We start from the raw sequence: 7913 nt of genomic DNA on the forward strand, positions 1-7913 counted from the left end.
CGACTGGCGGGTGTCGTTGCGCAGCAGCGCCATGGCCGGGTCCGCCGAGGGCACGAACCTGCACGTCCGCGAGCACCACGCGGAGGCGGACGCGGACGTGGTGCTGGCGTTGGACACGCGGCAGGACGTCGTCGCGGACCTGGGCGAGTGGGCGTCGCCGGGGCGTGCGGCGGGAAGTCACTCGGTCGGCTGGTCGCTGGGGGAGTGGTCGCTGGCGTCGCGCGGCACGACGGTCCGGCCCGGCGGCAGCCTCGACCTGGCGGTGCGGGCGGCGGCGTCGCTCGCGGCGGGGTACCTGCGGCAGGGCGACCGGGTGGGCCTGGTCGACCTGGGCCGGCCGCAGCTCGGCGCGCGGGCGGGCGTGGGGCGGCGGCAGCTGCTGCGGCTGCGCAACCAGCTCGTGGTGTGCGCGCGGTCGGCGGGGTGGGCGCAGCGGCCCGTGCTGCGGCCCGAGCAGGTGCCGCACGGCGCGCTGGTGGTCGTGCTGTCGCCGTTCCTGGACGCCGAGGTGGTGGAGCTGGCCGTGCACGCCGCGCGGCGCGGCAACCTGGTGCTGGCGGTGGACGTGCTGCCGACGCCGTTGCGGGCCGACCCGGACACGCCGTGGGGCGACAGCGCGGCGAAGGTCATCGCGTTGGAGCACCACGTGCGGCTGGAGGCGATGCGGCAGCACGGCGTGGCGGTGCTGCCGTGGGGTGCGCCGATCGCCGGCGCGCTGAGGGGCGCCCGCACCGGCAGGAGGCTGTCCCGGTGACACGAGCGTTGAACTCAGGGGTCCTGGACGTAGGACTCTCGCGACGTGGACGTAGGACTCTCGCGAGAGTCCTACGTTCGGAACGCGCGTGTCCTGCGTTCAAGACGCCTGAGTTGAGCGTTGGGGAGGGGGCGTGGTGAGGGTGGAGCTGGGGGCGGGGCTGCCCGGGTGGGTGTTGCGGGCCGCGATCGGGGTCGTGGCGGCCGCGGTGACCGGGGTGCTCGCGGCCAACGGGGTGGAACCGGTCGGGCTCGCCCTGTACGGGCTGCTGGTGGTGGCGGCGATGGCCATCCCGGCGTCCGCCGCGGCCGCGCTGGTCATCGGCTACCCGGCGGCGGCGATCGTGGTCGTCAGCGACGAGCCGTCGTGGCCCAGCGTGTTCGCCCTGGTCGTGCTCCTGCACTTGTTGCACCTTTTGTCCGCCTATGCGGCAATCCTCCCGCTCGACTCCCGACTTCACCTGAACGCACTAAAGGCACCCGCCAAGAGGTTCGTCGCAATGCAACTCTGCGTGCTCGTCGTGGGTGCCGCGGTGCTCCTGTTGCCGGGCGGCCGAACGGACGAAGCGGTCGAGGTGGTCGGCCTCGCCTGCGCCGTCGGACTGGTCGTCGGAGTGGTCCTGCTGATGCGCCGGAAGAGCTGAGGAACGACCCCCTCCGGCTCAGCTCGCGCTGAGCGTCTGGATCGTTCCTCTCAGCACGTTCACCTCCACGCGCAGGTCAGCGGCGGGGTGTCCGCAATCACCCGGCGACCGTGGTCACAACGGGCCTCGTCGATGCGCAGGAAAGCCCCACCCGGTGCGACCATATGTGTATGGCTGCTGTGAAGTCGCAACCCACACGGATCGTGATTGTCGGCGGTGGGTACGTCGGCATGTACACCGCGCTGGGATTGCAGAAGAAGCTGCGTTCCGGCGAGGCGTCCGTCACGGTGATCGACCCCCAGCCGCACATGACCTACCAGCCGTTCCTCCCCGAGGCGGCGGCCGGTTCCATCGAGCCCCGGCACGTCGTCGTGCCCCTGCGCAAGGTCCTCAAGCGCTGCCACGTCGTCACCGGTCGCGCGACCCGGATCGAGCACGAGCGCAAGGCCGTCACGGTCGAGCTCGCGGACGGCCACGTCGAGGAGTTCGAGTACGACGTGCTCGTCTCGGCGCTGGGCGCGATCTCGCGGACCCTGCCCATCCCCGGCCTGCCCGAGGTCGGCATCGGCATGAAGACCATCGGCGAGGCCATCTACCTGCGCAACCACGTGCTGTCGCGGCTCGACCAGGCGGCCAGCACGAACGACCCGGACCTGCGCAGGCGGCTGCTGAGCTTCGTGGTCATCGGCGGCGGGTTCGCGGGCATCGAGACGCTGGCGGAGCTGGAGGACATGGCCCGCTACGCGCTGCGCTACTACGAGGGCCTCGAGCAGTCGGACATGCACTGGGTGCTGGTCGAGGCCACCGGCCGGATCATGCCCGAGGTGAGCGCGCGGCTCGGCGTCTACACCGTCGAGCAGCTCGAGAAGCGCGGCATCAAGTGCTACCTCGACACGCGCGTCAAGAGCATGGAGGGCGGCCACGTCGTCCTGGACGACGGCACCGAGTTCGACTCGGACACCATCATCTGGACCGCGGGCATGAAGGCCAACCCGATGCTGCGCAACACCGACCTGCCGCTCGACGAGCGCGGTCGCGTGCGGTGCACGGCGGCCATGCAGGTCGTCGGCCTGCCGGGCGTCTGGGCGGCGGGCGACTGCTCGGCCGTGCCGGACCTGTCGCGCACCGAGGAGGACCCGACGGCGACCTGCGTGCCCAACGCGCAGCACGCCATCCGCCAGTCGAAGCTGCTGGCGAACAACATCGTCGCCTCCCTGCGCGGCAAGCAGCCCAAGGACTACTTCCACAAGTACCTGGGCTCGGTCGCGGGCCTCGGCCTCTACAAGGGCGTGGCCGACGTGTTCGGCCTGCGGTTCAAGGGCGTCGTCGCCTGGTTCATGCACCGCAGCTACCACGTCATGTTCATGCCCACGGTCAACCGCAAGTTCCGGGTGTTCGTGGACTGGACGCAGGCGCTGTTCTCGGGCCGCGAGGTCGTCGCCCTCGGTCAGATCCACGAGCCGAAGGCCGAGTTCGACCGCGCCACCAAGAGCTGATCGCGGACGGCTCCGCGCACGCTGCGCCGTTCGGTTGCGGCACGCGTGGGGCCGTTCGGTCCAGCCCTCCCGTGTGCGCCCCCGTTCGGGCTAACGAACCGTCCGTCGCCTTGACATTGCGTAACGTGAACCCGAGAATACAGCTGGTGTATCGCCTGAATGTGTGATGCATCAGTGGGGAGAGAGGTGACCGCGATGTCTCTCGAGGAGCTGGCCGCACAGCTTCGCCGCGGTGAGATCGAGGATCGTGCGCTGGCGGAGTACTCCGCGGAGTACGCCACCGCCGAAAAGCGTTTTTGCAGCAAGAAAGACGACTGAGCATGACCGTCTCCGGGTGGGGGAACGAGACCGTTCCCCCACCCGAGGCCGTCAGACCGGCCAAAACGCCCCCGCTGCTGCTCCAGGGCCAGGACTACCTCTTCCGGTCGCACCCGAAGTGCCTGGACTTCCAGGAGCAGGTGCACCGGCTCGGCATGGTCGACGAGGGCGACGGCAGCCCCGTGCCCTGTGTGCTGGTCCTCGCCCGCGCCGCCGACATGGAGATGAACGAGCTCTCCATCGCCCTGGCCGAGCGCGGCATCCGGATGGCCCGCATCGACGCCGACCGCTCGGCCGACCTGCCGCTCACCGTCTACACCGACCAACCCCTGCTGGAGCTCGACCGCTGGCTGCTGCGCCCCCTGCTGGTGTGGCGCAGGCACTTCGAGATGTCCGCGCTGCCCGTCGAACCCGGCACGCTGGCCGGCGCGTACGCCGTGGACCAGTGGGGCGCGGTCGCCGACTGGCTGTCCAGCCGGGGCGACTGGACGCACGTCAACCCGAGCCGCAGCACCTCCCACCTCAACCGGCTGACCCAGCTCGCGGACGCCGCCGCGTTCGGGCTGCGCGTGCCGCGCACCACGGTGACCACCCGACCCGGCCGCACCCGGCCCGGCGGCGGTCGGTGCATCGTCAAGACCTCGGGCCGCCACCTGCTCGAACCGCGCCCCGGCATGCAGCACGGCCTGTTCCCGCGCCCGCTGGAGACCAGCCGCTCCGGCGACGTCCCCGAGTCCGCGCCGGTCATCGTGCAGGAGTACGTCCCCTCCGACACCGAGCTGCGGGTGTTCGTGGTCGGTGAGCGGTGCCTGGCGTTCCAGGTCGACAAGCTCGACCCGGCGCAGCTGTGGGTGGACCCCGAGGCGGTCCGCGTCACGCCGGTGGACGTCCCGAGCGGCCTGACCGACCGGCTGCTCGCGCTGGCGAGGCACTGGCGGCTCCAGGTGGCCGCGTTCGACCTGCTGGTCACCGGCAACGACCACGTGTTCCTGGAGGTCAACGTCAACTGCGACTGGCGGTGGTTCGAGCACCGGGCCGCGGACTCGCGCGTGTCCGACGCGGTGCACGACTGGGTGGCGGCGCGCTTCAAGGAGCTGCTGGGTGCGGGTAAAGGTCGCTGAGCACGCGACGCTGTTCTACCAGGACGGCGCCGTGGTGTGGGACGACTACCTCCACCACCGGCAGTTCGCGATCAGCGAGACCGCCGAGCTGCTGTGCCGCAAGTTCACCGAGTTCACCGACGTCGACGTGCTGCTCGCGCCCTTGGCCGAGGCGGACCGGGCGGCGCTGCGCAAGGTGCTCGACGAGCTGGTCGAGGCCGGTGTGCTGATCGTGGAGGGCTCCCCCGGGCACGACGAGGAACGCCGCCTGCTGGCCGGGTGGCGCGAGTGGGGCACGTCGGCGCGGCACTTCCACTTCGCCAGCCGCACCCTCGCGGACGCGCCGTACCAGCCCACCGAGGACCACGACGCGGTGCTGGACGCCAAGCTGACCGCCGAACCGCCCCCGGCGCCGTTCCGCAGCCTCGGCCGCACGGCGGTGCTGCTGCCGTCCCTCCAGGGCAGCCCGCGGTGGGCCGGGGCGGGGCTGCTCGACGTGCTGCTGACCCGCCGCACCACCCGCGAGTTCGGCCCGGGGTCGCTGTCGTTGACGCGGGTGGCCGAGCTGCTGGCCGTGCTGGCCGGCCCGTCGCCCGCGCGGCCGCGGATCGGGAGGTCCGGCACGGTGTTCAAGACCAGCCCGTCCGGCGGCGGGCGTCACCCGGTCGAGCTGTACGCGCACGTGCGCTCGGTCGAGGCGCTGGAGCCGGGCTGGTACCACTACGACGGCCGCGCGCACGCGCTGGAGCCCGTCGGGGTGACGTGGACCCCGGACGAGATGGCGGCCGCCGCGGGTGATCAGGACTGGGTCGGCCAGGCGCCGTTGGTCCTCGCGTACACCGGCGTGCTCGAACGGACCAGATGGCGTTACGACACGTCACGTGCCTACCGCGTTGTGCAAATGGATGTGGGACATCTGTCCCAAACTGCTTATCTGGTTGCTACGGCAATGGGTTTTGGTATCGGCTTCACCGCAGCATTGCGGGATCAGCTCGTCGAACAAGCTCTCGGCTGTGACGCTTATCACGAAGTCGTACTTGGCATGAGCGCCTTGGGTCCATTACCCGAATGAGCGCAATAGCGGATCGCATTGAGCCGTGCGGGGGACTTCTTGTGAACCGGCCCCACGAACGCTCGGTAACGGCTTAGGCTCCCCGCTGCCCCCGTAGCCCAACCGGTAGAGGCAGGCTCCTTAAAAGAGTCACAGTACGGGTTCGAATCCCGTCGGGGGCACGTTCGGCGCCGCATTGACTTCACCCATCTGCCGGGTGAACACGACGCTGTGCCCGTGCCAGTCGGTATCACGTCACCCGATCGGGCTCACGAACTCCGATCCGGTGCACCACGAACGGCACAGCGGACCGGTCGATCGCGAGCCCGACCGGATGACCGGGGCGGTTCAGGCCGCGCGCGTGCGGACCCATTCCGAGACGACCTCGTCCAGCACGGCCAGCGGCAGCGGACCACCGCCCAGCAGCACGTCGTGGAAGTCGCGGATGTCGAAGCGCTCGCCCAGCGCCCCCTCGGCCGCCGACCGGATCCGCAGGATCTCCAACCGGCCGACCATGTAGGCCAGGGCCTGACCGGGTGCGGCGATGTAGCGGTCGACCTCGTTCTCGATCTCCACGAGCGCCAGCGGCGTGTTCGCCAGCAGGTAGTCGACGGCCTGCGTGCGGCTCCACCCGTGCGCGTGCAGCCCGGTGTCCACCACGAGCCGCCCGGCGCGCATGGAGTCCATCGCGAGCATCCCGAGCCGCGCCACGTCGTCGGAGTACAGGCCCATCTCGTCGGCCAGCCGCTCGGTGTAGAGGCCCCAGCCCTCCAGGTAGGCGGTCACGTGCGCGACCCGCCGCAGCATCGGCAGCTCGGTGAGCTGCTGCGCCAGCGCGATCTGGAAGTGGTGGCCCGGCACGGCCTCGTGGAACGCGATGGCCTCGGCCTGGTAGCGGAACCGCTCCTGCACCCGGTAGGTGTTCGCGTAGTAGGTGCCGTGCCGCAGCCCGTCCGCCGAGGGCGGCGAGTAGTAGGCGATCGGCGCACCGGGCGCGTCGGACGCGGGCACCGGCTCCACCCGGCAGCGCTGCTCGGGTACCCGGCCGAACCACCGCGGCGCGGCCTGCTCGGCCCTGGTCACGGCCTCGCGCGCGGCGGTGATCAGCTCGTCCTCGCTGGTCCAGCGCAGCGCCGGGTCGGTGCGCATCCGCTCCAGGACCTCGGGGACGTCGGAGGTGCCGAACACCCGCGCGCCCAGCTCGGCGTACTCGTGGGCCAGCCCGGCCATCACGTCCAGGCCGGTCCGGTGCAGCTCCTCGGGCGTGCGGCCGGTCGTCGTCTGCACCCGCGCCAGCGCCGCGTACGCGACATCGCCGCCGGGCAGGTGGCTCAGGCCCGCGCGGTCCTCCGAGCGGCCCTGGATGCCCGCCACCACGTCCCGGTAGGCGGCGAACGCGGGCCGCACCACGTCGGCCAGCAGGCGCTCCCGCCGGGTCGTGAACTCCTCGCCGCCGGCCGGCCGGGCCAGCGGGTCCTCCTCGGCGGCCAGGTAGCGGTCCAGGTGCGCCACGGCCGCGTCGACGAGGTGCTGCACCGGCGCGCGGCCCGCCGCCGAGCCCGCGAGGTGCCGCTCCGCGACGCGGCGCAGGAAGTCGGGGATCGCGGCCAGCCGGTCCAGGTAGGCCCGCTCGGACTCCGGCCCGGACAGCACGGTCGTCGGCATGATCGACAGCAGCTCGCCCGCCGGCGCGAAGAACGAGTCGGTGATCGTGTACTCGACGCCCAGCGCGTCGATCAGGTCGACGACCGTCTGGGCCTGCTGGATCACCACCGCACGCGTCACCGGGTCGTCGTCCTCGGGCAGCGCGCGCGCCCGGTCGGCGATGTCCAGCGCCCGCGCCCGCGCGGCCTCCTCGGTCTCCGCCCGGTAATCGGGCAGCAGGTGGTCGTACCCCGGCACGCCGTAGACGGTCGCGCCCAACGGCGCCTGCGTGAACATCAGGTCGAGCAGTTCGTCGGCCAACTCCGCGGTCGTGCCCATGCGCACCCCCTGGTCGTCGTGGAACCAAGATGGTACTTAGGCTAAGAAACGATTTACACCCGGTCCAAATAGGCCAGCACCGCGCGCACCCGCCGGTTGTCGTCCTCGGACAACGGCAGGTCCAACTTGCCGAAGATGTTCGCGATGTGTTTGCCGACGGCTTTCTCGGTGACGAACAGCCGACCGGCGATCGCGCCGTTGGAACGGCCCTCCGCCATCAGCGACAGCACTTCCCGCTCGCGCGGCGTCAACGTGGTCAGCGGCTGGTCCCGCGCGCCGCGCGCGAGCAGTTGGGTGATGACCTCGGGATCCATCGCGGTGCCGCCCGCGGCGACCCGGCGAATGGCGTCCACGAACTGCTTCACGTCCGACACCCGGTCCTTGAGCAGGTACCCGACGCCGCCGGCGCGGTCGGAGAGCAGCTCCCGCGCGTACAGCTGCTCCACGTACTGCGAGAGCACCAGGATCGGCAGCCCCGGCACCCGCTTGCGGGCCTCGATCGCGGCCCGCAGACCCTCGTCGGTGAACGTCGGCGGCAGCCGCACGTCGACCACCGCCACGTCCGGGC

8 protein-coding genes and 1 tRNA gene are annotated in these 7913 nt (G+C 71.3%); 7 read left to right on the forward strand and 2 right to left on the reverse strand.

The genetic code is table 11. The features are described from left to right. The 7 genes from AB0G02_RS23295 to AB0G02_RS23325 all read left to right on the forward strand — a co-directional run. Window positions 1–754: DUF58 domain-containing protein (locus AB0G02_RS23295; RefSeq protein WP_360797580.1), on the forward strand; the 754-nt coding region annotated here is incomplete at its 5' end. A gap of 133 nt (window positions 755–887) precedes the next feature. Continuing rightward, window positions 888–1397 carry a hypothetical protein gene (locus AB0G02_RS23300; protein ID WP_360797581.1) on the forward strand — a complete coding sequence of 170 codons (510 nt, stop codon included), beginning with the start codon at window positions 888–890 and terminating at the stop codon, window positions 1395–1397. 170 nt (window positions 1398–1567) lie between these two features. Continuing rightward, window positions 1568–2893, forward strand: a complete 1326-nt coding sequence (locus tag AB0G02_RS23305; protein WP_360797582.1) for an NAD(P)/FAD-dependent oxidoreductase — start codon at window positions 1568–1570, stop codon at window positions 2891–2893. Window positions 2894–3088: 195 nt separating this feature from the next. Beyond that, window positions 3089–3211, forward strand: coding sequence for a hypothetical protein (locus AB0G02_RS23310; protein ID WP_267935188.1), 123 nt, complete (start codon window positions 3089–3091; stop codon window positions 3209–3211). Window positions 3212–3213: 2 nt separating this feature from the next. Next, complete coding sequence (locus tag AB0G02_RS23315) at window positions 3214–4332, forward strand: hypothetical protein (RefSeq protein ID WP_360797583.1); 1119 nt, start codon at window positions 3214–3216, stop codon at window positions 4330–4332. Beyond that, window positions 4313–5383, forward strand: coding sequence for a SagB family peptide dehydrogenase (locus AB0G02_RS23320; protein ID WP_360797584.1), 1071 nt, complete (start codon window positions 4313–4315; stop codon window positions 5381–5383). Before AB0G02_RS23315 ends, AB0G02_RS23320 begins: the two co-directional genes overlap by 20 nt. Window positions 5384–5470: 87 nt before the next feature. Further along, window positions 5471–5544 (forward strand) — tRNA-Leu (locus AB0G02_RS23325). A gap of 166 nt (window positions 5545–5710) precedes the next feature. On the opposite strand, the gene AB0G02_RS23330 is transcribed toward AB0G02_RS23325, so the two are convergent. Beyond that, window positions 5711–7345 (reverse strand): DUF885 domain-containing protein, encoded by a 1635-nt coding sequence (locus AB0G02_RS23330; RefSeq protein WP_360797585.1) that lies wholly within the window; start codon window positions 7343–7345, stop codon window positions 5711–5713. A 53-nt stretch (window positions 7346–7398) separates the two neighbouring features. After that, window positions 7399–7913 (reverse strand): response regulator transcription factor (locus tag AB0G02_RS23335; RefSeq protein WP_360797586.1); only part of this gene is annotated, 515 nt, incomplete at its 5' end.

Origin of the sequence: Actinosynnema sp. NPDC023658 (assembly GCF_040639995.1) — a bacterium.
In the GTDB taxonomy this organism is placed as follows: domain Bacteria; phylum Actinomycetota; class Actinomycetes; order Mycobacteriales; family Pseudonocardiaceae; genus Actinosynnema.